The organism is Hydrogenophaga sp. PML113, assembly GCF_001777155.1.
Lineage (GTDB): Bacteria > Pseudomonadota > Gammaproteobacteria > Burkholderiales > Burkholderiaceae_C > Hydrogenophaga > Hydrogenophaga borbori.
Map to the genome: position 1 here is coordinate 19,105 of NZ_MIYM01000002.1, position 22,620 is coordinate 41,724.

Consider the following 22,620-nt stretch of genomic DNA (forward strand, 5'->3'; position numbering starts at 1 on the left):
ATGCTCCGCATGGGCGTCAGCATCCGTTTCCTCGGCGGCACCGGTACCGTCACCGGCTCCAAGTACCTCATCGACTACGGTGGCCAGCGGCTGCTGGTGGACTGCGGCCTGTTCCAGGGCTACAAGCAGCTGCGCCTGCGCAACCGCGAGCCGTTGCCCGTGGCGCCCGACCAGATCGGCGCGGTTCTGTTCACGCACGCGCACATCGACCACAGCGGCTACTTTCCGCTGCTGGCGCGCGAGGGCTTCACGGGCCGCGCCTGGTGCACGCCCGCCACGCGCGACCTGCTGCACGTGATGCTGCCCGACAGCGGCCACCTGCAGGAAGAAGAGGCCGAGTACGCCAACCGCAAGGGCTTCGGCAAGCACCAGCCCGCCCTGCCCCTCTACACCGTGGAAGACGCGCGCCGTAGCCTCAAGCGCCTGCACACCGCGCGCCTGCACGAGCGCTTCGAGCCGCTGCCCGGCTGGAGCGCGAGCTTCAGCGGCGCCGGCCACATCCTCGGCGCGGCCAGCGTGCTGCTGGAAGTGGGGGGGCGGCGTCTGCTGTTCTCGGGCGACCTGGGCCGCCCGGACGACGCGCTCATGCTGCCGCCCGAGCCACCGCCCGCGGCCGACGTGGTGCTGTGCGAGTCCACCTACGGCAACCGCCTGCACCCCAAGGAGGACCTGCTCGCCGAACTGGGCGCCGCGCTGTCTCGCGCCGCCGCGCGCGGCGGCACGGTGGTGGTGCCGGTGTTCGCGGTGGGCCGCGCGCAGGCCGTGCTGCTGGCCATCGCGCGGCTCAAGGCGCGGGGCGAGCTGCCGCGCGCCCTGCCCGTGTACCTGGACAGCCCCATGGCCGTGGCGACCACCGAGCTGTACGAACGCCACCTGGGCCAACACCGCCTCGACGCCGCCCAGTGCCGCGAGATGGAGCGCACCGCGCAAATGGTCACCAGCGTGGAAGAGTCCAAGGCCATCGCGCAGCGGCATGGGCCCAAGGTCATCCTGTCGGCCAGTGGCATGGCCACGGGCGGGCGCGTGCTGCACCACCTCACGCACCACCTCGGCGACCACCGGGCCATGGTCGTGCTGGCGGGCTACCAGGCGCCGGGCACGCGCGGCGCGCAACTGGCCGCCGGCCAGGCCAGCCTGCGCATCTTCGGCCAGCAATGGCCCGTTCGCGCCGAGGTGGTGCAACTCACCGCCGGATCGGCGCACGCCGACGCCGAGCAGCTCATGGCCTGGCTGCGCGGCCTGCCCAAGGCGCCGCGGCGCACCTTCGTCACCCACGGCGACATGGACGCCGCCGACGCGCTGCGCCTGCGCATCGAAAACGAACTGGGCTGGCCCGCGCTGGTGCCGGAGCACGGCAGCACCTGGCCCGCCTGAACCGGCCCGCCCCGCGGCGGTCCGGCCTGAACTTTTCCGCCCCCGGGCGACCCCATGGCCATGCAACGACTCACCACCCTCTGCCTCGCGGCCACGCTCGCCGCTCCCGCCCTCGCCCAGGACGCCAGCTTCCAGCAGTGCCTGGACGGCCTGCGCCCCACGGCCCGTGCCAACGGCGTCAACGAGACCACCTTCCGCGCCCACACCGACAGCCTGCAACCGCTGATGTCGGTCATCGGCAACCTGGACGCGCAGCCCGAATTCAAGACCCCGATCTGGGACTACCTCACCGTGCTGGTCGACCCGCAGCGCGTGGAAGAAGGCGCGCAGCGGCTGCAGCAGAACGCCGAGCTGCTGCAGCGCGTGCAGCAGCGCTTCGGCGTGGACCCGGCCACGGTGGTGGCCGTGTGGGGCGTGGAGAGCAACTACGGCCAGGGCTTCGGCAAGACGCCCATCGTGCAGTCGCTGGCCACGCTGTCGTGCTACGGCCGGCGCCAGGCCTACTTCCGCACCGAGTTCTACTCCGCGCTGCGCCTGCTGCAGGCCGGGCACTTCCCGCCCGAGCGGCTGCAGGGCTCCTGGGCCGGCGCCTTCGGCCACACGCAGTTCATGCCCAGCACCTACGAGCGCCTGGCGGTGGACTTCGACGGCGACGGCCGCGCCGACCTCATCGACAGCGTGCCCGACGCGCTCGCCTCCACCGCCAACTTCCTGCAGCGCGCGGGCTGGCGCCAGGAACTGCCCTGGGGCTTCGAGGTGAAGCTGCCCGAGGGCTTTTCCGTGCTCGGCGAAGGCCGGCGCACCAAGCGCCCCGGCAGCGAATGGACCGCGCGCGGCGTCCAGCGCGTCGACGGCACGCCGGTGCCGGCGGACATGAGCCTGGGCCTGCTGGCGCCGGCCGGTGCGCAGGGCCCGGCCTTCCTCGTCACGCGCAACTTCGACGCCATCTACAGCTACAACGCCGCCGAAAGCTATGGCTTGGCCATCGCCCACCTGGCCGACCGTCTGCGCGGCGGCGGGCCGTTCGTGACGCCCTGGCCCACCGACGACCTGGGCCTCACGCGCGCCGAACGCCGCGAGCTGCAGACCCTGCTGCTCGCGCGCGGCCACGACATCGGCGAGGTCGACGGTCTGCTCGGCGAGAAGACCCGCAGCGCCGTGCGCGCCGAGCAGACGCGCCTGGGCTGGGAAGCCAATGGCCGCGCCGGTCAGAAGCTGCTGAAGGCGCTGCGCGGGGGCTGAGGCGGCGCGCCGGCGTCAGGCGCCACCGCCCGAGCGCGCCAGCGCGCGCGCCACGCGCTCGTTCGCCTGGCGCAGCAGCGCCTTGAGCGTGGGCGGCTCCAGCACCTCGAACTCCACGTCCAGCGCCAGCAGCCAGTAGGCCAGCGACTCCAGGTGGTTCGCGCCGCTGTGCATCACGCAGCGCTCGCCGTCGAGGGCCTCCAGCCGCGCCACCGTGGGCGGAATCTGCCGGGCCATCGCCTCCAGCGACTGGTGCAGCACCACGCGGGCCTGCTCGGTGTAGGCCGAAACCCCGATCGAGCGCGACACGTAGGCGCGCAAGTCGCCGCCCTCGGGGCCCGCGCGCGGCGCGAAGTGCGCGCCCAGGGCGGGCGCGCCGTCGATGCGGTCCAGGCGGAAAGTGCGCCAGTCATCGCGCGCCAGGTCCCAGGCCACCAGGTACCAGCGGCTGCCGGTGTGCACCAGGCCCTGCGGCTCCACCGTGCGCGCCGTGTCCTGGCCACGGCTGTCGCGGTAGGCGAAGGCCAGGCGCAGCTGGTCGCGGCAGGCCACGGCCAGGCTGGCCAGCGCACCCGCGTCCACCGTGGGGCGCAGGCTCGCCAGCGGCAGGATGGCCGAGCGCAGGGCATCGACGCGCCGGCGCAGGCGCGCGGGCATCACCTGTTCCAGCTTCACCAGGGCGCGCAGCGAGCCCTCCTCCACCCCACTCACGGTGCCGGCGGCCGCGGTCTGCAGGGCGATGGCCACGGCCTGCGCCTCCTCGTCGTCCAGCAGCAGCGGTGGCAGGGCCTGCCCGGCCCGAAAAGCGTAGCCGCCGGCCACGCCGCTGCTGGCGTGGATGGGGTAGCCCAGCTCACGCAGGCGATCGATGTCGCGGCGCAGCGTTCGCGGGTGCACGCCCAGGCGCTCGGCCAGTTCGGCGCCCGCCCAGTGGCGGCGCGCCTGCAGCAAGGAGAGCACCCGCAGCAGCCGGGAAGAGGAACTGAGCATGGGTCGCACTCTATCTCTGATCGAGGGCGGAATCTGTCCGCAATGGCTGCGACAGTTCGCGGCACGGATCGGCGCGGTGCCGGACCGGTTTCACCCCCATTCATTCAGGAGCACGCCATGTCCATCGTTCTCTACTGGCACCCCATGTCCAGCGCCACGCCCATCGCCTGCGCCCTCGCCGAACTGGGCCTGCCGCACGAACGCGTGAAGGTCGACATCACCACCGGCGAGCAGCGCCGCCCCGCGTTCCTGGCGCTCAACCCCAATGGCAAGGTGCCCACCCTGACGGTGGACGGCGCCCCCATGTTCGAGGCCCTGGCCATGGAGCTGTGGCTGGGCGAACGCCACGGCGTGGAGCGCGGCCTGTGGCCGGCGCCCGGCACGCCCGCGCAGCTGCAGGCCTTTTCCTGGTGCACCTGGGCCTACGTCACCTACGGCGCGCAGCTGGTGCGCCTGCAGGCCGCGCGCGACATGGGCACACCCGACGATGCGCACGGCCGCGCGGGCCGCGAGGGCATGGACCAGCTGCTGGCCCTGCTCGACGCGCACCTGGCGAAGCGGCCCTGGATGCTGGGCGAGGCCTACTCGCTGGTGGACCTGTCGGTGGGTTCGGTGATCGGCTACAGCGCCTACATCGGCGCGCCGGTGGACCAGCACCCCCACGTACTGGCCTGGCTGGCGCGGGTGCAGGCGCGCCCGGCGATGCGGATCGACGCCTGATCGAGCCGCTCAGCGGCGCGCGCTCAGAGCCCGCGCCGCGCCAGCCCGACCAGCGCCCACGCGGTGAGGATCAACGCCAGCAGCGAGCCCCAGTTCAGCCAGTCCCAGCCGCCGCTGGTGGCCAGTGCGCCCGACGCCAGGGAAGTCGCGGCCATGACGGCAAACACGCAGAAGTTCATGGCCGCCTCGGCCCGGTCCCGCTCCTCGGGACGGTAGTACCGCATGACCAGGCTGGTGCTGCCGGTGAAGAGGAAGTTCCAGCCCAGGCCCAGCAGGGCCATGGCCCACAGGAAATGCATGACCGATTGCCCCGACAGCGCCACCCCCACACAGGCGAGGTTGATCGCCACGCCCAGGCCCATGATGGGCAGCACGCCCATGCGCTTGATCAGGTGCCCGGTGACGAAACCCGGTGCGAACATGCCCACCACATGCCACTGCAGCACCTCGGCCGTGGCGGTGAAGTCGTGGCCGCAGACCTGCATCGCCAGGGGCGTGGCGGCCATCAGCAGGTTCATCACGCCGTAGCTCACCGAGGCGCACAAGGCGGCCACGGCAAAGCCCGGCTGCGCCAGCAAGCGTGCGACCGTGCGCGAAGACGCCGCGCCGCAAGCCCCCTCCTCCTGCGGCCTCTGCGGAAACCGCACACGGCTCATGCACGCAAGGCCCAGCAGCGCCACCCCCATCAGCGCCACGTAGACGCCCAGGAACGGCGTGGCGAACCAGCCCCTGGCATGGCTGGCCAGCGCCGGCCCCAGCACCGCGCCCAACAGCCCGCCGGCCAGCACCAGGGAGATCGCGCGCTCCCGCTGCGACGCGCCCACCAGTTCGGCCGCGGCGAACCGATAGAGCTGGCCATTGGCGTTGTAGTAGCCCGCGATCACGGTCGAGGCACACAGCAGGACGAACTGCTGCGCATAGGCGGCCACCGCGCACAGCGCCGCCGACAGCAGCGCCACCAACAGACCCAGCTGAAACGCGGTGTGCCGCCCCCAGCGCCGCTGCGCCGTCGCCACCAGCGGCGTGGCCAAGGCACCCCCCACCACGTAGCCCATCACCGGCAAGGTGGCCATCCACGGCCAGGGCGCCAGGGCCAGCCCCACCAGCCCATTGACCGCGATGAAGACCACGTTGTTGGTGAGCAGCAGGCCCTGGCACAGGGCCAGCCAGGCGACGGATCGGTTCACGTCTTCTCAGCGCCAGCGCCGCTGCACGAAGGCAATAACCTCGCCCATGAGGCCCCGGCGGAAACTCAGCACGCAGACCAGGAAGATCAAGCCCATCACCATGGACACCGATTCGCCCAGCGTGCCGAACCAGTCGACCGAGCTCAGGCGCGCCAGCCACTGGCCCAGCTCGCCGATGCGGTTTTCCAGCCATACCACGATGGCGGCACCCGCCAGCGGGCCGGACAGCGTGCCCAGCCCGCCGACCAGGCTCATCAGGATGACCTGGCCCGAGGTGCTCCAGTGCACGTCACTGAGCGAGGCAAACCCAAGCACCAGGGTCTTGAGCGAACCCGCCAGGCCCGAGAGCGCGGCCGAGATCACGAAGGCCAGCAGCTTGAAGCGCTGCGTGTCGTAGCCCAGCGAAAGAGCGCGCGCCTCGTTCTCCTTGATGCCCTTGAGCACCTGGCCGAAAGGCGAGCGCGTGGTGCGCACGATCAACAGGAAGCCCAGCACACAGACCACCAGCGTGAAGTAGTACATGGCCAGTTCGCTGCGCAGATCGATCAGGCCGAACAGCCGGCCGCGCGGCACGCCCTGCAGGCCATCCTCGCCCCCGGTGAACTTCAGTTGCACGGCCAGGAAGAACACCATCTGCGCGAAGGCCAGCGTGATCATCGCGAAGTAGATGCCCTGGCGGCGGATGGCCAGCAGGCCGAACAGCCAACCCAGCGCGGCGCCGGTGAGCGTGCCCACCAGCAGCCCGAGTTCCGGCGTCAGGCCCCAGACCTTCATGACGTGCCCGGCCACATAGGCCGAGCCGCCCAGGAAGGCCGCGTGGCCGAAGGACAGCAGGCCGGTGTAGCCCAGCAGCAGGTTGAAGGCGCTGGCGAACAGCGCGAAGCACAGCAGCTTCATGACGAAGACCGGGTAGGCGCCCAGAAAGGGCGCCAGCACCAGGCCCAGCAACAGCAAGAGGTACAGCGAGAGGGACAGCCGGCGGTTCATGGAAAGTCTCCTCAGCTGTCTTTGCCGAACAGGCCGGCGGGCCGCACCAGCAGCACGATGGCCATGATCACGAACACCACGGTGGACGAGGCCTCGGGGTAGAACACCTTGGTGAGCCCTTCGATCACGCCCAGCCCCAGACCGGTGAGGATGGAGCCCAGGATGGAGCCCATGCCACCGATCACCACCACGGCGAAGACCACGATGATCAGGTTCTGCCCCATCAACGGAGACACCTGGTACACCGGCGCCGCCAGCACACCGGCGAAGGCCGCCAGCGCCACGCCGAAGCCATAGGTCAGCGTGATCATCAGCGGCACGTTGATGCCGAAGGCCTCCACCAGGCGCGGGTTCTCGGTGCCGGCGCGCAGCAGCGCGCCCAGCGGCGTCTTCTCGATCACATACCAGGTGGCCAGGCACACCGCCAGCGAAGCCACCACCACCCAGGCCCGGTAGTTGGGCAGCACCATGAAGCCCAGGTCGGTGGCGCCCATGAGCGCCTCGGGCGGGTCGTAGGGCAGGCCCGACACGCCATAGACCGAACGGAACCCGCCTTCGATCAGCAGCGCCAGGCCGAGCGTGAGCAGCAGGCCATAGAGGTGGTCCAGCTGGTAGATGCGGCGCAGCAGCAGACGCTCGATCAGCATGCCGAACAGCCCCACGACCAGCGGCGCCAGCAGCAGCATGGGCCAGTAGCCCAGGCCCCAGCGGCTCATGGCGATCCAGCTCAGCACCGCCCCCAGCATGAACAGCGCGCCATGCGCGAAGTTGATGACGTTGAGCAGGCCGAAGATCACCGCCAGGCCCAGGCTCAGGATGGCGTAGAACGAACCGTTGACCAGGCCGATCAGCAACTGGCTCAGCAAGGCAGGCAGGCCTGCTCCGAAGATATCCATCAGACCCCCAGCAGTTCAGCCAATGCCGCGGCCTTGGCCTGCAGTTCGCGAGCGCCGAAGTGCTCGACGATGCGGCCGTGTTCCATGACGTAGAAGCGATCGGACAGCGGCGCCGCGAAATGGAAGTTCTGCTCCACCAGCACCACCGTGTGGCCGCTGTCGCGCAGCAGCCCGATCGCGCGCCCCAGCGCCTGCACGATCACCGGCGCCAGCCCTTCCGATATTTCGTCGAGCAGCAGCAGCTTGGCGCCGGTGCGCAGGATGCGCGCCAGAGCCAGCATCTGCTGCTCGCCGCCGGACAGGCGCGTGCCCGGGCTGTGCCGGCGCTCCGCGAGGTTGGGGAACAGGGCGTAGATCTCCGCCAGGCCCATGCCGGGCCCCTGGCCCTTGAGCACGGGCGGCAGCAGCAGGTTCTCCTCGGTCGACAGGCTGGCGAAGATGCCGCGTTCCTCCGGGCAGTAGCCGATGCCGGTGTGCGCGATGCGGTGGCGCGGCAGCCCGATGGTTTCCTGCCCGTTCACGCGGATGCTGCCGCGCCGCGCGCCGGTCAGGCCCATCACGGCGCGCAGCGTGCTCGTGCGGCCCGCGCCATTGCGGCCCAGCAGCGTGACAACCTCGCCGGGGTGCACCACCATGTCGACGCCGTGCAGCACGTGCGACTCGCCGTACCAGGCGTGCAGGTCGCGGATATCGAGAGCGGGAGACGCCATGTCAGTGGGCCCCCTGCAAGCGGCCTTCGGTGGTGCCCATGTAGGCCTCCATCACCTGCGGGTTGGCCGAGACCTCGGCGTAGGGGCCTTCGGCCAGCACGGCGCCGCGCTGCAGCACCGTGATGCTGTCGGCGATGGCGGAGACCACGCCCATGTTGTGTTCCACCATCAGCACCGTGCGCCCCGCCGACACGCGCTTGATGAGCTGCGCCACCAGGTGCACGTCCTCGTGGCCCATGCCCTGCGTGGGCTCGTCCAGCAGCATGAGCTCGGGCTCCATGGCCAGCGTGGTGGCGATCTCCAGCGCGCGCTTGCGGCCATAGGGCAGGTTCACCGCCAGCTCGCCGGCCAGGTCCTCCAGGCCCACCTCGGCCAGCAGCGCCGCGGCCCGTGCGTGCAGCGAGCGCAGCGCCCCTTCGCTGCGCCAGAAGTGGTAGCTGATGCCCAGGCGGCGCTGCAGCCCCAGGCGCACGTTCTCCAGCACCGTGAGGTGCGGGAACACCGACGAGATCTGGAAGGAGCGGATGACCCCGCGCCGCGCGATCTGCGCCGGCCGCTCGCGCGTGATGTCCTGGCCGTTGAACAGGATCGCGCCCGAACTCGGCTCCAGAAACTTGGTCAGCAGGTTGAAGCAGGTGGTCTTGCCCGCACCATTGGGTCCGATCAGGGCGTGGATGGACCCGCGCGCCACCTTCAGGTCGACCTGGCTGACGGCCGTGAAGCCCTTGAACGCCTTGGTCAACGCCCGGGTCTCGAGAATGATGGGACTCATGGGATGGGAGCGGTGGCGGCGCGCGCGGACTTGCGGGCGGCCCTCTCGGGCCGCCGCCGCCACGCTCGCCGGTCGGTCAGATGGAGCGGCCGCCGTCCACCGGCATCTCGATGCCGGTCAGGAAACGCGCCGCGTCGCTGGCCAGGAACACGGCCGCGTTGGCCACGTCCTCGGGCGCACACATGCGGCCCAGCGGAATGGTGGAGACGAAGCGGGCGCGGTTCTCGGCCGTGTCGGGCACGCCCATGAACTCGCCCAGCAGACCGGTGGCGGCCATCACCGGCGCGATCAGGTTGACGCGGATGCCGTCGTTGGCCAGCTCCACCGCCATGGACTTGGTCATCACCTTCACCGCGCCCTTCGAGCTGTTGTACCAGGTGAGCCCGGGGCGCGGGCGGATGCCGCCGACCGAGCCGACGTTGAGGATGACGCCGTCCTTGCCGGGCTTCATCAGCGGCGCGATGGCGCGCGTGGTGTGGAAGATCGACTTCACGTTCACCGCGAACACGCGGTCGAAGGTGTCCTCGTCCACCTCCAGCATCGACTGGTTGCGGTGGGTGGTGCCGGCGTTGTTGACCAGGATCTGCGGCGCGCCGAAGGTGCTCACGCAATGCCTGGCCATGGCCTGCACGTCGTCGAAGCGGCTCACGTCGCATTTCACGGGGCTGGCGTTGGGCCCGAGCTCGGACGCGACGGCGCGCGCCGCGTCCTCGCGCAGGTCGGCGAGCACGACCTTGGCGCCCTGCTCGATGTAGGCGCGCGCGATGGCCGCGCCGAAGCCGCTGCCGGCGCCGGTCACGATGGCGACCTTGTTCTTCAATGCGCTCATGTCTTTGTCTCCTGTTGCTGTGGAATGTTTTCGGGTCAGGCGTGGTGCTGGACGATGGTCTTGGTGGTGCTCATTTCCTCAAGCGCGACGAAACCCTTTTCGCGGCCGTAGCCGCTGCGCTTGACGCCACCGAAGGGCAGCTCCACCCCACCGCCGGCGCCATAGCAGTTGATGAAGACCTGGCCGCTGTCCAGGCGCGCGGCCATCCGCGACTGGCGGCTGCCGTTCTCGGTCCAGACGCCCGCGACCAGGCCGTAGTCGGTGGCATTGGCCAGGCGCACGGCGTCGTCCTCGTCCTCGAAGGGCAGCACGGAGAGCACCGGGCCGAAGACCTCCTGGCAGGCCAGGCGGTGCTCGCGCGGCACCGGGCCGAACAGCACCGGCGCCACGAAAAAGCCCTGCCCGTCCAGCCCTGGCGCCAGCGCGCCTTCGGCCAGCACCGGCACGCCCTGCTGGCGCGACTCGTCGATGAAGGCGCGCACGCGCGCGCGCTGGCGGGCGTTGATGAGCGGGCCGCAATCCAGGTCCATCTCGGGCGTGCCCACGCGCAGGGCCGCGAAGCGCGCGGCGATGGCCTGGGCGCAGCGCTCGTAGATGCCGCGCTGCACCAGCAGGCGGCTGCCCGCCGAGCAGGTCTGGCCCGCGTTCTGCGCGATCGCTTTCACGATGATGGGCACGGCCTTGTCCAGGTCGGCGTCGTCGAACACGATCTGCGGCGACTTGCCGCCCAGCTCCAGCACGCAGGGCACCTGGTGGCGCGCCGTCGACTGCTGGACCTGGATGCCCACCTCCGGCGAGCCGGTGAAGGTGGCGAAGTTGATGCCCGGGTGGCCGGTGAGCGCGGCGCCCGCCTCCGCGCCGAAGCCGGTGACGATGTTCAGCGCGCCCGGCGGCAGGCCGGCTTCCATGGCCAGTTCGCCCAGCTTGAGCGCGCTCAGGCAGGCGTCCTCCGAAGGCTTGACCACCGCCGCGTTGCCCATGGCCAGCGCGGGCGCCAGGGTGCGGCCCATCATCTGGGCCGGGTAGTTCCAGGGAATGATGTGCGCGGTGACGCCGTGCGGGATGCGCACCACGCGCACGTCGTAGCCGTTCAGGTAGGGAATGGTCTGGCCGTGCACCTTGTCGGCGGCACCGCCATAGAACTCGAAGTAGCGCGCCACGGCGGCCGCGTCGGCGCGCGCGACGGACATCGGCTTGCCGGTGTCGCGCGCCTCCAGCGCAGCCAGTTCGTCGCCGCGCGCCACGATCAGCTGCGCCAGGCGCTGCAGGATGCGGCCGCGCTCGGTGGCGGTCATGCGGCCCCAGGGGCCTTCCAGCGCGCGGCGCGCCGCGCGCACCGCCAGGTCCACCTCTTTCGCGCCGCCCCGGGCCAGGGTGGCGAAGGGGCGGGCCGTGCAGGGGTCCAGCACCTCGATGCGCTGGCCATCCAGCGAATCCAGCCACTGCCCGTCGATCAAATGCCTGAAGTCCATGCAGGGTTCCTTGTTGTCGAGCGCAGGCGCGGGCGCGGCCGCAACGGCCGGCCGCGCCCGCCCGCCTCAGTTCGTCGACGCCGCGCCTTCGGGCTCGACTTCCTTCATGAACTCCTTGTCGTTGTAGTGGTACAGGTCGTCCAGGTAGGGCACGAAGAAGTCGTAGAACGAGCGCTCGTCGTACTTGGGCGCTTCCCCCGGGGCCATGCACTCGGGGATGGGGCCCACGCTGGCATCGTCGTCCGGGTAGAAGAAGAAAGTCAGCGCGTACCGCTTCATCGGCGGGTTGACGACGCGGTGCGGCGTGGCGATGAAGTGGTCGTTGGACATGCGGTTGAGCACCTGCCCGGTGTTGACGATCAGCGCGTCCTTCACGTAGCTCACCTTGAGCCACTTCTTCTCCGGCGTCATCACCTCCAGGCCCGGCACCGGCGTCATCGGCAACAGGGTGAGGAAGCTGCCGTCCGAATGCGGGGCCAGCGCGTACTGGCCCTCCTCCAGCTGCTTCTCGGGGTGATAGTAGGCGCAGCGCTGGTAGTACTCGGGCGCCTTGAACATCGAATCGAAGTGCTCGGCCTTCAGGCCCAGGGCGCGCGCGTAGATGGGCAGCAGGCGGATCGCCAGCTTCTCCATCGAGGTCTGGTACTCGTACAGGGTCTTCTTGAACTCGGGCAGGCTCTCGGGCCACTGGTTCAGGCCGCGGTGGCGCACCTTGGCCTTGACCTTGGGGTCATCGGCGTCGCGGTTGCGCATGAACAACCAGGCCGCGTTGGTGTCCTTCTTGGTGTTCAGCGCGATCTTGTCCTTGATCGCGGTGGATTGCAGGATGGACGACTTGGGCGGCAGGTAACCCTGGTGGTGGAAGCCCACGCGGTGCTTGAGCTTCTCGTCCATGGAGATGTCGAACAGCTGGGCGACCTGCTCGAAGGAGCGCTCGATCAGCGAGGCCGGGATGCCGTGGTTGACGATGGCGAAGAAGCCCAGGTTTTCCTGGATCAGCTTCACGTCGGCCGCGAGCTGCTCCAGCGCGCCGGGCTGGCCGGCCAGCAGCGGGCCGACGTCGAGCAGCGGCAGTTCCTTGGCCTCGGCGATGGCGCGGCGCACGGCGGCGGACGGCTCGACGGTGGGGGGCTGGTTGCGCGGGTTCTTGGTGGTCATGGCGATGTCTCCTATGGAAAGGGAAAGCGGTCTGGACTCAGTTCCAGTTTTTGCAACGGGATTCGGCCTGCGAGGCGAAGGCCTGATCGCCGGGGATGGTTTGCAGCGTCTTGTAGTAGTCCCAGGGACCCTTGGACTCGGACGGTTTCTTGATCTCCATGAGCTGCAGGTCGTGCACCATGCGGCCGTCGCCGCGGATGCGGCCGTTGGCCGTGTACATGTCGTCGATCTTGAGTTTTCTCAGCTCGGCCATGACCGCGTCGGAGTCGCTGGTCTTGGCGCTGCCCACGGCCTTGAGGTAGGACGCGGCGGCCGAGTAGCTGGCGGCCTGCATGCTGGTGGGCATCTTCTTCATCTTCTCGTTGAAGCGGGTGGCCCACTGGCGCGAGCGCTCGTTGCTGTCCCAGTACCAGGCCTCGGTCAGCTGGATGCCCTGCGTGATGGGCAGACCCAGGGCGTGCACGTCGGTAATGAAGAGCATCAGCCCGGCGATCTTCATGGACGAGCTGACACCGAACTCGCGCGCGCCCTTGATGGCGTTGATGGTGTCGCCGCCGCCATTGGCCAGGCCCAGCACCTGCGCCTTGGAGGCCTTGGCCTGCAGCAGGAAGGAGGAGAAGTCGGTCGCCGACAGAGGGTGGCGCACGCTGCCGATCACCTCGCCGCCGTTGGCCTTGACGACCTTGGTGGTTTCCTTCTCCAGCGAATCGCCGAAGGCGTAGTCCACCGTCAGGAAATACCAGCTCTTGCCGCCTTGTTTCGTGACCGCCGCGCCGGTGCCGCGCGCCAGGGCCACCGTGTCGTACAGGTAATGGACGATGTAGGGCGAGCAGTCCTCGTTGGTCAGCTGCGCGGCCACGCCGCCGGTGACCATGATCACCTTCTTCTTGTCCGTCGCCACCTTGGCGATGGCCAGGCTGGTGCCCGAGCTGGGGCCGCTGATGATCATGTCCACGCCGTCGGTGTCGAACCACTCGCGCGCCTTGGTGGCCGCGATGTCCGGCTTGGCCGAGTGGTTGGCCTGCAGGACCTCGACGCGCCGGCCGTTGATCTGGCCGCCCGCGTCGGCCACGGCCATGCGCACCGCCTCCACCAGACCCGGCCCGCCCATGTCGGAGTACAGGCCGCTCATGTCGGCCATCACGCCGATGCGGATCGGGGCCGAGGGCGTCTGCGCGCCCGCGCTGAGGGCCGCCCAGGCCAGGGCCACGGCCGAGAAAGTCCGCCAGTGCTTCGCCGATCCTTGCTTGCGCTGCTTGCGCTTGTTCCAAACCATGCTCATGTGTGTCTCCTCGTTTGAAGTCCGGCGCCCGCGGCCCCCCCGAGGGCGCCTGCGCCGCTGAACGCCCCATCGCCTGTCGGCGGGGCCATGCCACTCCACGCCATCGCCGGTCCGCCGCGGGACCGCCTAGGCCTCCTCGCGCGGCAGGGCCGCGCGCAGCGCCGCGTCGGCTTGCGCCGACAGGCTTTTCTGGAAGAAGGGCGCGTCCTGCGCCGCCACGAAGCGGGCGACGCGCCGTTCAATGAGTCGGCGCAGCCGGTAGCGCGCGCGCGCCAGGCCGGCCTCGGGCGCGTGCTGCGCGCGCCAGGCCTGGTGCTGGTCGATGGCCTGCGACAGCGCGGCGATGCTCTCGGGATGCGCGCAACTGGTCAGCAGGATGGGCGGCACCCAGTCCTGTGCCGCGGGCGGCTGCAGCGCGGCCACTCGCCGCAGGTCGGTGGCCGCGCGCTGGGCGCCCGGCAGGTCGCACTTGTGGACCACGAAGATGTCGGCCATCTCCATGATGCCGGCCTTCATGGCCTGCACCGCGTCGCCGCTGTCGGGCAGCAGCACCAGCACCACGGTGTCCACCTGGGCGCGCACCGCGTGCTCGGCCTGGCCCACGCCCACCGTCTCCAGCAGCACCTCGTCGAAGCCGAAGCCGTCCATCAGGTCCAGCATCTCGGGCAGGTTGTCGGCCAGGCCGTCGCCGGTGCGTCGCGAGCCCAGCGAGCGGATGTACAGGCGCTCGTCGTCCACCAGATCGTCCATGCGCACGCGGTCGCCCAGGATGGCGCCGCCCGTGCGCGGGCTGCTCGGGTCCACCGCCAGCACGCCCAGGCGCTGCCCGCTGGCCAGGCGCAGCCGCGCCAGGTGCCCGCCAAGCGAGCTTTTGCCCGCGCCCGGCGCACCGGTCAGGCCGATGCGGCGGGCGCGCGTGCCCGGCACTTCAGCCTGCGCGTCCGCCAGCGCCATCGGGTCGGCGTTGGCCAGCCGCGTCAGGGCCCGGCTCAGGGCCCAGCGGTCCAGCTGGGCGGCGGCGCGCGTGTTCACACCAAGTCCTTGCGCAGGACCGTTTCCGCGTGCTCGTTGAGCAGCGGCGGCAGGCCGTAGCGCGGCACGTAGCCGCTGAAGCGCAGCGGGCTGGCCACCGCGCGCAACGCCACGCCGCCATCGCCCAGCGTGACCACCAGGCCGCGGTCGCGGGCAATGTCGCCTTCCAGCGCGTCGTTGAGCGACCCCACGGCGGCCACCACCAGGCCGCGCGGCGCGAGGCGGCGCACCCACTCGTCCGCGCTCGCCTGGCGCAGCACGGCGCCAATGGCGGCCACCACCTGCGCCCGGTTGGCGCGCCGCGCGGCCATGGTGGCGAAGCGCGGATCTGCGATCCAGCCGGGCTGGCCGATCTCCTCGCAGAAGACCTTCCAGAAACGGTCGTGCGTGATAAACAGCGTGAGCCAGCCCTGCGAAGTGGCGAACACCTGGGCCGGCACCACGTAGGGGTGGGACGAATGCGGCTGGCGCTCCACCGTCTCGCCGGCGTTGAGCGCGGCGCCCGCCAGGTAGTTGAGCTGCGAGAGCATCACGTCGTACATGGAGACGTCGACCTGGCCACCCTTGCCTTCGACGATCTTGGCCAGCAGGCCCAGGGCCGCGACCAGTCCGGCCGAGTTGTCCACCGCCGAGTAGCCGGCCTTGGTGGGCGGCGCCTCGGGGTCGCCGGTGAGCGCCATCACGCCAGTCAGGGCCTGGATGACGTAGTCGTAGGCCGGGTTGTCGGCGTGCGCGCCGTCCAAGCCATAGCCCGTGAGGGCCACGCAGACCAGGCGCTCGTTGGCCACGCGCAGGGATTCGTAGGTCAGGCCGAGCTTGCGGATCGCCGAGGGCCGCAGGTTGGTGACCAGGGCGTTCGCGGAAGCGGCCAGCTGCAGCAGGTCGGCGCGGCCTTCGGGCGAGGCCAGGTCCAGCACCACGCTCTTCTTGTTGCGGTTCAGGCTGGCGAAGTAGGCGTTGTGCGGGCCCACGAAATGCGGGCTGACGCTGCGCGCGATGTCGCCCTCGGGCGTCTCGACCTTGATGACCTCGGCACCCATGTCGGCCAGCATCAGGCCGCAGTAGGGGCCGGCCAGCATGTGGCCGACCTCGATCACGCGGATGCCCGCCAGCGGCGCCGTCATGCCAGGCTCTCGGCCAGTTCGGCCACGACGCGCTCGAGCGGCATGTCGGCGGTGAAGACCGCGCTCACGCCCAGCCCGCGCAGGTGGGCGTGGTCTTCCGCCGGGATGGTGCCGCCGACGAAAACCTTCACCCCCTCGGCCTTCATGGCCCGCAGCTGCACGATCACGTCGGCCACCAGCTCCTTGTGGCTGCCCGAGAGGATGCTCAGGCCGACGGCATCGACGCCCTCGTCCACCGCCACCTGGGCGATCTGCTGCGGGCTGCGCCGCAGGCCGGTGTAGATCACCTCGGCCCCGGCGTTGCGCAGGGTCAGGGCGATGATCTTGGCGCCGATGTCGTGGCCATCGAGACCGGGCTTGCCGATCAGGATGCGCCGCGAGGCCAGCGCGGCGGTGCTCGCTTGTGTGCTCATAGGTTCACCGGCTCCTTGAATTCGCCCCACTGCTGCTTCAGGCTGGCGACCATTTCGCCAACGGTGGCGTAGGCATGGCAGCAGTCCACCAGGTAGGGCATGACGTTCTCGCGGTCCTGCGCCGCCGCCCGCGACAGGCGCTCCAGCGAGCGCTGCACGGCGGCGTTGTCGCGCGTGTCCATCACGCGCTGGAACTTCTCCAGCGCGCGGCTGGCGACGGTCGGGTCCAGGGTGAAGACCTCGCCGACGCGCACCTCCTCGTCCTCTTTCTTGAAATGGTTCTGGCCCACCACCACGCTCAGGCCGCTGTCGTTGTCCAGCTTGCGCTGCAGCCCGCGCTCGGCCAGGCGCATCTGGATCCAGCCGTCCTCGATGGCGCGCACCACGCCGCCGTAGGCATCGATCTCGGTCATGACCCGCTGGATCTGCTCCTCCATGCGGTCGGTGTGCTGTTCCAGCATGTAGCTGCCGCCCAGCGGGTCCACGCTGCGGCCGATGCCGCTCTCGTAGGCCAGGATCTGCTGCGTGCGCACGGCCAGCTCGGCCGAGAACTCGGTCGGGATCTGGAAAGCCTCGTCGAAGGCGCAGGTGAAGACGGATTGCGCGCCGCCGAACACCGCGGCCATGGTCTCCACCGCCACGCGCACCACGTTGTTGTAGGGCTGCGGCGCCACCAGGGACGAGCCGCCGCAGACCACGCCGAAGCGGAAGTGCTGGGCCTTGGGGTCCCTGGCGCCGTAGCGCTCCTTCATGAAGCGCGCCCAGAGGCGGCGGCCCGCGCGGAACTTCGCGATCTCGTCGAAGAAGTCCATGTGCACGTAGAAGAAGAAGGACAGGCGCTTGGCGAACTTCTCCACGTCGCCGCCGCGCGCCTGCAGCTCGTCCACATAGGCCAGGCCGTTGGCCAGCGTATAGGCCATCTCCTCGGCCGCCGTGGCGCCGGCGTCGCGCACGTGGGCGCCGGCGATGCTGATCGGGTTGAAGCGCGGCGAGGTCTCGTTCGAGTAGAGGATGGAGTCCGCGATCAGCCGCATCGAGGGGCGCACCGGGAAGATCCAGGTGCCGCGCGCCACGTACTCCTTGAGGATGTCGTTCTGGATCGTGCCGGTGAGCTGGTCACGGCGCACGCCCTGCTTGTCCGCCACCGCCAGGTACATGGCGTAGACGATGGCGGCCGTGCCGTTGATGGTGAAGGAGGTGGAGATCTTCGACAGGTCCAGGTCGCGGAACAGGATCTCGGCTTCGCTGAGGTTGGACAGCGACACCCCCACCTTGCCGATCTCGGGCCGGGCCATGGGGTGCGTCGGGTCCAGGCCGCACTGCGTGGGCAGGTCCAGCGCCACCGACAGGCCGGTCTGGCCCTTGGCGAGCAGGAATTTGTAGCGCTCGTTGGATTCCTCGGCCGTGCCGAAGCCCGAGTACTGGCGGATGGTCCACAGGCGGCCGGCGTAGCCGTCCTCGAAGATGCCGCGCGTGAACGGGTATTCGCCGGGCTTGCCGATGCGCGAGGCATCGACGGCCGAGGCGTCCACCTGGGTCGGCACCTCGATGCCGCTCGGGCTCACGGCGCGCAGCCGGGGCTCCGCCGCGCGCGCGGCGTTGGGAAGTTGGTCTCGCTTCATCGGGCGCTCTTGGTGAGGACGCGCTCGGCCGCGCGCCAGTGGTCGTCGTGCAGCCAGGTGCTGATCACCTGGCTGCGCTCGGTGTCGCGCCGCTGCGCCAGGGCCTCGCCCTCGCGCCAGGCGCGTGCCTGGGTCTTCATGCCGCGCAGCACCTGCGACGGGCAGGCCAGCATGGGCGCCAGGAAGGCGCTCATGTCCTCGCCCTCGGGGCCGTCGCCGATGACGGCGTCGGCCAGGCCCCACTGCAGGGCCTGTTGGGCGTCCACCAGTTCGCAGCGGGCCATCATGCGCAGTGCGCGCGCGCTGCCCACCAGCTGGAACAGGTCCGGCCCGCCGCCCCAGGCCGAGCTGATGGCCAGCTTGGCCTGGATGAAGCCGATGCGCGCGTGGTGGGCCTGCAGGCGCAGGTCGCAGGCCAGGGCCAGCTCCGCGCCGCCGCCGATGGCGTCGCCGTTCAGGTAGGCCAGCACCGGCACCGGGCAGTGGCGCACCGCGTCCAGGGCGGCGCGGGAGCGGTCGGCCATCTCATGCGTGGCGCGTTCGTCGCGCACGTCGGCCAGTTCCTTCAGGTCCCCGCCGGCCGCGAAGTAGCGCTCGCCCGCGCCCTGCAACACCAGCAGGCGGGTGTCCGGTCGCCGGCCGTATTCGTTCACCGCGCGGCTCAAGCCGGCCAGCACCTGACGGCCGAGCGCGTTGTGTTTCGAGGCCCTGTCGATGGTGATCCAGACGGCGCCCTGAGCGCCTTCCCGCACCGCGATGTCTTCCTGGCTGGACACGATGGTCTGTCTCCTTTGTCTGACCTTGGGGTCATGCTAGGAACAGACTTCTTCTCAATCAAGAACTGTTGTTCAATACGCCGAACAAATGCGGCCAAAACGGGCCGCCAAGCCGTCGCCAGACGGACTTGTTCAATATACCGAACAACCGTTTGCTTTACTTCCCAATCCGGAGACCCGCATGAGCAGCGTGCCCGCCATCGACCGAGTGATCGACATCTTCGAAGCCTTCCAGGCCAGCCAGCGCCCCATGTCCCTGACCGACCTGGCCGAGACGGTGGGCATCCCCAAGAGCACCTGCCATGCCATCGTCAACACCCTGGTGGCGCGCGGCTACCTCTACACGCTGACGCGGCCGCGCGCGCTCTACCCCACCCGGCGCATGTTCGACGTGGCGCGCGACATCGCCGCCAAGGACCCGCTGATCGAGCGCGCCACGCCGGTGCTGGAGCGCTTGCGCGACGCCACGCGCGAGACCGTCATCCTGGGCAAGCGCCAGGGCGACTCGGTGATCTACCTGCAGGTGATCGAGGGCCTGCACGCGATCCGCTACACCTCCAAGCCCGGCGAGTTCAAGCCCCTGCACTCCAGCTCCATCGGCAAGGCGCTGCTGGGCAGCCTGAAAGAGGCCGAGATGCGCGAGTGGCTCAAGGCGCGCGAACTGCCGGCCGTGACCTCGAACACCCTGACCGACCCGGAGGTGTTGATCGCCGACGTGCTGGAAAGCCGCAAGCTGGGCTATTTCGTGACGCGCGGCGAGAACGTGGGCGACGTGTGGGCGGTGGCGGCCTTTCTGACGGCCCACCACGAGTCGCTGGCGGTGGCGGTGGCCGGGCCGCAGCACCGGCTGCAGGACAACGTGGCCGAAATCGCCCGCCTGCTGATCGCATCCTGCGGCTTTTTGTCGCGGCAGCTGGTGCGCGACTGAGCGCAGGCTAGAGCTTCACCGCCGTGCCGCTCACCGCGACCATCATCATCCCGTTGGCCTCGCCCAGGACTTCGTAGTCGAAGTCGATGCCGATGACGCCGTTGGCGCCGAGTTCGCGGGCCGATTCGATGAGGTCTTCCACCGCCGCGTCGCGCGCTCCGGAGAGCGCGCGCTCGTAGCCACCGGCGCGCCCGCCGACGACGTCGCGGATGGAGGAAAACATGTCGCGGAAGATGTTGGCGCCGATGATGGCTTCGCCATGCACCACGCCCAGCATCTGGCCGCGTTCCACGCCAGGCGGCGTGGTGGTGCTGAGAAAGAAACCGGTGGGTGCCTTGGAAAACCAGCCCATGCGCGTGCTCCGTTGTGTTGAATCGCCACCCGGATCGGGGTGACGGTTCAGCTTAGCTCAGCTGGGTTTTCTCTCTGGGTTTGCTCTCTGGGTGTTCTCGCTGATTTCGCTCGTGGACCTCGCATGGACGGGTGGCGGGGTCCGCGTTCTCCGGCCTGCTCGCGGACGACTGCCCGGGTTCTCCATCACGGTTGGCGTCAACACCGCCGGCCCAAGAAGAAGCAGACGCGCGAAACACCACCCACGAAACGCCCCCTCAGAACACCAGCTCGACGCAGCCCCCCGGCTCGATCACGCGTTCAGGCCACTCATGCGCGCCCTCGATGACCCGCCGCCCGTGCTCGCGCAGGTACAGCGCCGCGCGCACCACCCCTGCATGCGTGACCCAGGCCGCCTCGCGGATGCCGGCCGCGTGCAACTCCAGCACGACCTCGGCCACACGGTCGATCACCTGCTGCGTGCTTTCCTCGCCGCCGAAGCGGTGGTGCGAGAAATCGGCCATCCAGTCGTCGAAGGCCGCGCGCGGGATGGCCTCCCAGGCCTGCATCTCCCAGCGGCCGAAGTCCATCTCGTTCAGGCGCGGCTCCACGCGCGCGGCGCCCAGGTCGGGCCGCAGTCGCTGCAGCGCGGCCGCCAGCTGCTGCGCGCGGGTCAGGCCCGACACCCACAGCGGCACATGCCGCGGCAGCGTGGCGGCCACGGCCTCGGCCGCCGCCAGCGTGGCGTCGGCGAGGGCGGGCGCGTCGGTGGTGCCGTAGCACAGGCCCGGCGGCAAGGCGACGGCGGCATGGCGAATCAACCAGAGCTTCATGCGGTGGGTCCCTCGACAGACCAGGCGACGGCCAGGCCCAGGTAGAACAGCAGCTCGGCCACCTGCTGCGTGGCACCCAGGCCGTCACCGGTGAAGCCCCGCAGGCGGCGCCACAGCAGGCGCGCCATCCAGGCGGTGCCCAGCGCCGCGCCGAGCACGCCGGCCCACCAGCCCATGCCGGGAAAACGCGCCACCACCAGCAGCAGCGCCAGCGCCATCCACGACAGGCCGGCCAGGAGCGCGGCCAGCGTCAGGCCATCGGCCAGCGGTTTGCTCTTGGAGCCGGCCACGTCGCCCACGTGCGGCTGCGTGTAGATGACCGCCAGCGGCGCCGCGCGCGACACCACCTGCGCCAGGAACAACGCCGCCACCGCGCGCGCCGGGTCCCCCTGCGCCAGCAGCGCGAGCAAGGCCACCTTGCACGACAGCGCCAGCACCAGCGCGATGGCGCCGAAGCTGCCGATGCGCGAGTCCTTCATGATCTCCAGCGCCCGCGCGCGGTCCGCGCTGCCGCCCAGGCCGTCGGCCAGGTCCGCCAGCCCGTCCTCGTGGAAGGCACCGGTCATGAGCACGCCGGCCACGGTGGCGCCCAGCGCCGCCACCCAGGGCGCGGCGGGCAGCGCGGGCAAGGCCCACAGCAAGGCGGCGAACACCGCCGCCACCCACAGGCCCACCAGCCAGCCCACGCCCGGGAAATGCGCCGCGCTGGCGCGCAGCATGGCCGGGCTGTAGCCCACCCAGGCGGCCAGGCGGCCGGTGACGGGCACGCGCGTGAAGAACTGCAGGGCCAGCAGGTAGTGCCGGAGGAAACGGCTCATCGCGCGGGCTTGCGCGAGGCGTCGGCCGCCGTGAGCTCGGGCTCGGCCCGCGCGGCGGGCGCCGCGTCGATGGCCGACTGCGACACGCCCGCGCTGGCGAAGCTGGCCATCTGATTGAGCAGCGCGCAGGCGCTTTGCAGCAGCGGCCAGGCCAGGGCCGCGCCCGAGCCTTCGCCCAGGCGCAGGCCAAGGTCGAGCAAGGGGTCGGCCCGCAGGTGCGCCAGCATGAGCGCGTGACCACGCTCGCCCGAGCGGTGCGCGAACACGCAGCGCTGCAGCAGGTGCGGGCGCAGCTTGCTGGCCACCAGCACCGCGCTGCTGGCGATGAAGCCGTCGACCAGGATGACGCGCCGCTCGGCCGCGGCCTGCAGCGCCGCGCCCGCGAGCGTGGCGATCTCGAAGCCGCCGAAGGCCGCCAGCGCGGCCAGGGGTTCGCGCGCCTGCGCGTGGCGCTGCAGCACCGCGCGCAGCACGCCGATCTTGCGCAGCACGGCATCGGCGTTCAGGCCGGTGCCGGCACCGGTGACGTCGCCCACCTCGAGGCCGCCCAGGCGCGCCAGCAGCAGCGAGGCGGCCGAGGTGTTGCCAATGCCCATCTCGCCGAGCAGCAGCGCGTTGCCCGGCAGGCCGCGCACCACATCGGCGCCGTGGGCCAGGGCCTGCTCGCACTGCTCGGCGCTCATGGCCGGGCCGTCCAGCGCGTCCTGCGTGCCCGGGCCCAGGCGGCGCGACAGCAGGCCGGGCTGCTCGGGCACGGCCTCGCGCACGCCGCAGTCCACCACGGTGAGGGCGATGCCGTGCTGGCGCGCCAGCACGCTCACCGCCGCCCCGCCGGCGACGAAGTTGCGCACCATCTGGTGGGTGACCTCGCTCGGGTAGGCCGACACACCGCGCGCGGCCAGGCCGTGGTCGGCCGCGCAGACCAGCATCTGCGGCTCGCGCAGCTCGGGCGTGGCCGTGCCCAGCACGGCGCCGATGCGCTGCGCCAGCCACTCGATGCGCCCGAGCGAGCCCAGGGGCTTGGTCTTGCCGTCGATGGCGGACTGCAGCGCGGCGGTCAGCGCGGCGTCGTGCAGGTCGGCGACCTCCGGCACGCGGAAAGGAGAAGCGGTGGTGTGGGGCATG

The 22,620-nt window shown here is 70.6% G+C and carries 23 protein-coding genes; 4 read left to right on the top strand and 19 right to left on the bottom strand.

Features of this window, described 5'->3' with window-relative positions; all coding sequences use genetic code 11:
* The first annotated feature begins 9 nt into the window (after nt 1–9).
* The gene (locus tag BHU06_RS03680; RefSeq protein ID WP_070397806.1) at nt 10–1,374 is read left to right on the top strand and encodes an MBL fold metallo-hydrolase; all 1,365 of its coding nucleotides are present in this window, start codon (nt 10–12) and stop codon (nt 1,372–1,374) included.
* A gap of 60 nt (nt 1,375–1,434) precedes the next feature.
* Nucleotides 1,435–2,616 carry a lytic murein transglycosylase gene (locus tag BHU06_RS03685; protein ID WP_070398226.1) on the top strand — a complete coding sequence of 394 codons (1,182 nt, stop codon included), beginning with the start codon at nt 1,435–1,437 and terminating at the stop codon, nt 2,614–2,616.
* A gap of 15 nt (nt 2,617–2,631) precedes the next feature.
* Here the strand turns inward: BHU06_RS03685 and BHU06_RS03690 are convergent, their stop codons facing one another.
* Nucleotides 2,632–3,606, bottom strand: a complete 975-nt coding sequence (locus BHU06_RS03690; RefSeq protein WP_070397807.1) for a YafY family protein — start codon at nt 3,604–3,606, stop codon at nt 2,632–2,634.
* Nucleotides 3,607–3,723: 117 nt separating this feature from the next.
* Between BHU06_RS03690 and BHU06_RS03695 the strand changes: the two genes are divergently transcribed.
* Nucleotides 3,724–4,326 carry a glutathione S-transferase family protein gene (locus BHU06_RS03695; RefSeq protein ID WP_070397808.1) on the top strand — a complete coding sequence of 201 codons (603 nt, stop codon included), beginning with the start codon at nt 3,724–3,726 and terminating at the stop codon, nt 4,324–4,326.
* A gap of 23 nt (nt 4,327–4,349) precedes the next feature.
* Here BHU06_RS03695 and BHU06_RS03700 read toward each other — a convergent pair whose 3' ends face one another.
* From BHU06_RS03700 to BHU06_RS03765, 14 genes are all read right to left on the bottom strand, one after another.
* On the bottom strand, nt 4,350–5,513 hold the full coding sequence (locus BHU06_RS03700) for an MFS transporter (RefSeq protein WP_070397809.1): 1,164 nt from the start codon (nt 5,511–5,513) through the stop codon (nt 4,350–4,352).
* A gap of 6 nt (nt 5,514–5,519) precedes the next feature.
* Nucleotides 5,520–6,500 (bottom strand): branched-chain amino acid ABC transporter permease, encoded by a 981-nt coding sequence (locus tag BHU06_RS03705; RefSeq protein WP_070397810.1) that lies wholly within the window; start codon nt 6,498–6,500, stop codon nt 5,520–5,522.
* An 11-nt stretch (nt 6,501–6,511) separates the two neighbouring features.
* Nucleotides 6,512–7,396, bottom strand: a complete 885-nt coding sequence (locus BHU06_RS03710) for a branched-chain amino acid ABC transporter permease (protein WP_070397811.1) — start codon at nt 7,394–7,396, stop codon at nt 6,512–6,514.
* Nucleotides 7,396–8,106: an ABC transporter ATP-binding protein gene (locus BHU06_RS03715; protein ID WP_070397812.1), complete on the bottom strand. Its 711-nt coding sequence runs from the start codon at nt 8,104–8,106 to the stop codon at nt 7,396–7,398. The genes BHU06_RS03710 and BHU06_RS03715 overlap by 1 nt, the downstream gene beginning before the upstream one ends.
* 1 nt (nt 8,107) lies before the next feature.
* Nucleotides 8,108–8,878, bottom strand: coding sequence for an ABC transporter ATP-binding protein (locus tag BHU06_RS03720; RefSeq protein ID WP_070397813.1), 771 nt, complete (start codon nt 8,876–8,878; stop codon nt 8,108–8,110).
* A 76-nt stretch (nt 8,879–8,954) separates the two neighbouring features.
* Nucleotides 8,955–9,707 (bottom strand): SDR family oxidoreductase, encoded by a 753-nt coding sequence (locus BHU06_RS03725; protein WP_070397814.1) that lies wholly within the window; start codon nt 9,705–9,707, stop codon nt 8,955–8,957.
* A 35-nt stretch (nt 9,708–9,742) separates the two neighbouring features.
* Entirely contained in the window at nt 9,743–11,179 is a 1,437-nt protein-coding gene (locus BHU06_RS03730) for an aldehyde dehydrogenase family protein (RefSeq protein ID WP_070397815.1), read from the bottom strand.
* Nucleotides 11,180–11,245: 66 nt separating this feature from the next.
* A complete protein-coding gene (locus BHU06_RS03735; protein ID WP_070397816.1) occupies nt 11,246–12,337 on the bottom strand; it encodes an isopenicillin N synthase family oxygenase in 1,092 nt (363 codons plus the stop codon).
* Nucleotides 12,338–12,374: 37 nt separating this feature from the next.
* Nucleotides 12,375–13,613, bottom strand: coding sequence for an ABC transporter substrate-binding protein (locus BHU06_RS03740; protein WP_070398227.1), 1,239 nt, complete (start codon nt 13,611–13,613; stop codon nt 12,375–12,377).
* Between the two features lie 132 nt (nt 13,614–13,745).
* Nucleotides 13,746–14,651 (bottom strand): ArgK/MeaB family GTPase, encoded by a 906-nt coding sequence (locus tag BHU06_RS03745; protein ID WP_070397817.1) that lies wholly within the window; start codon nt 14,649–14,651, stop codon nt 13,746–13,748.
* Nucleotides 14,648–15,775 carry a CaiB/BaiF CoA-transferase family protein gene (locus BHU06_RS03750; RefSeq protein WP_070397818.1) on the bottom strand — a complete coding sequence of 376 codons (1,128 nt, stop codon included), beginning with the start codon at nt 15,773–15,775 and terminating at the stop codon, nt 14,648–14,650. Before BHU06_RS03750 ends, BHU06_RS03745 begins: the two co-directional genes overlap by 4 nt.
* Nucleotides 15,772–16,188 carry a cobalamin-dependent protein gene (locus BHU06_RS03755; RefSeq protein WP_070397819.1) on the bottom strand — a complete coding sequence of 139 codons (417 nt, stop codon included), beginning with the start codon at nt 16,186–16,188 and terminating at the stop codon, nt 15,772–15,774. Before BHU06_RS03755 ends, BHU06_RS03750 begins: the two co-directional genes overlap by 4 nt.
* Nucleotides 16,185–17,810: a methylmalonyl-CoA mutase gene (locus tag BHU06_RS03760; protein ID WP_070397820.1), complete on the bottom strand. Its 1,626-nt coding sequence runs from the start codon at nt 17,808–17,810 to the stop codon at nt 16,185–16,187. The genes BHU06_RS03755 and BHU06_RS03760 overlap by 4 nt, the downstream gene beginning before the upstream one ends.
* Entirely contained in the window at nt 17,807–18,586 is a 780-nt protein-coding gene (locus BHU06_RS03765; RefSeq protein ID WP_070397821.1) for an enoyl-CoA hydratase/isomerase family protein, read from the bottom strand. Before BHU06_RS03765 ends, BHU06_RS03760 begins: the two co-directional genes overlap by 4 nt.
* A 181-nt stretch (nt 18,587–18,767) precedes the next feature.
* On the opposite strand from BHU06_RS03765, the gene BHU06_RS03770 reads away from it, so the two are divergent.
* Nucleotides 18,768–19,514 (top strand): IclR family transcriptional regulator, encoded by a 747-nt coding sequence (locus BHU06_RS03770; RefSeq protein WP_070397822.1) that lies wholly within the window; start codon nt 18,768–18,770, stop codon nt 19,512–19,514.
* Nucleotides 19,515–19,521: 7 nt separating this feature from the next.
* Here BHU06_RS03770 and BHU06_RS03775 read toward each other — a convergent pair whose 3' ends face one another.
* From BHU06_RS03775 to cobT, 4 genes are all read right to left on the bottom strand, one after another.
* Entirely contained in the window at nt 19,522–19,866 is a 345-nt protein-coding gene (locus BHU06_RS03775) for a heavy metal-binding domain-containing protein (protein ID WP_083292885.1), read from the bottom strand.
* Nucleotides 19,867–20,122: 256 nt separating this feature from the next.
* On the bottom strand, nt 20,123–20,677 hold the full coding sequence (locus tag BHU06_RS03780; protein ID WP_070397823.1) for a histidine phosphatase family protein: 555 nt from the start codon (nt 20,675–20,677) through the stop codon (nt 20,123–20,125).
* Entirely contained in the window at nt 20,674–21,495 is an 822-nt protein-coding gene (locus tag BHU06_RS03785; protein ID WP_070397824.1) for an adenosylcobinamide-GDP ribazoletransferase, read from the bottom strand. Before BHU06_RS03785 ends, BHU06_RS03780 begins: the two co-directional genes overlap by 4 nt.
* Entirely contained in the window at nt 21,492–22,619 is a 1,128-nt protein-coding gene (gene cobT / locus BHU06_RS03790) for a nicotinate-nucleotide--dimethylbenzimidazole phosphoribosyltransferase (RefSeq protein WP_070398229.1), read from the bottom strand. The genes BHU06_RS03785 and cobT overlap by 4 nt, the downstream gene beginning before the upstream one ends.
* Nucleotide 22,620 lies beyond the last annotated feature (1 nt).